Annotated in this window: 1 pseudogene; it reads left to right on the top strand. The window is 46.5% G+C overall.

The window, feature by feature from the left end:
• Positions 1-35: 35 nt before the first annotated feature.
• A pseudogene (locus R7Q48_RS30500) lies at positions 36-536 on the top strand (ribonuclease E); the annotation flags it as partial.

The following is a 536-nucleotide window of genomic DNA, read 5'->3' as shown; positions in this document are numbered from 1 at the left end:
TAATTTCTTACCTACTTCCTAAGAAGTTGGAAGCAATGAAAGAAGCAGAAGGTAAAGAACCTTCTGAAACAGACATCAAACCTAAGCGAATCGAAGAGCCTGTTCTTAAGGGCTTTGCAGCGCCAGCTCAAACCGCTCCAGCTCCTGTTTCTAAACCTGCGCCGGTAGCGAAGAAGAAAGAAGTAGAGCAAGAAGCAAAACCTGGCCTATTCAGCCGTTTGTTTAAAGCACTAGGTAGCTTCCTATTTGGTGGTTCTGAAGAAGTAAAAGAAGAACCAAAACAAGAAGAGAAGAAATCAAACCGCGACAACAAGCGCAACAAACGCGATCGCAACGACCGTCGTCGTAGCAACCAACGCGATAACCGCGAAGGTCGTGAAAACCGTGATAACCGTCGTCGCCGTAAGCCTCGTGAAGAGCAAGCAAATGAGCAAAACGAAGCTCAACAGCCAGCAAACAAACAGCAACCAAACCGTAACCAGAAGCGTAAGCCAAAACCTCAACAAGCTGAAAAAGCTCAAGAGCCGAAAGCAAAC

It is taken from the genome of Vibrio sp. 378, from assembly GCF_033339435.1.
This window is presented reverse-complemented; position numbering and strand designations above follow the sequence as displayed.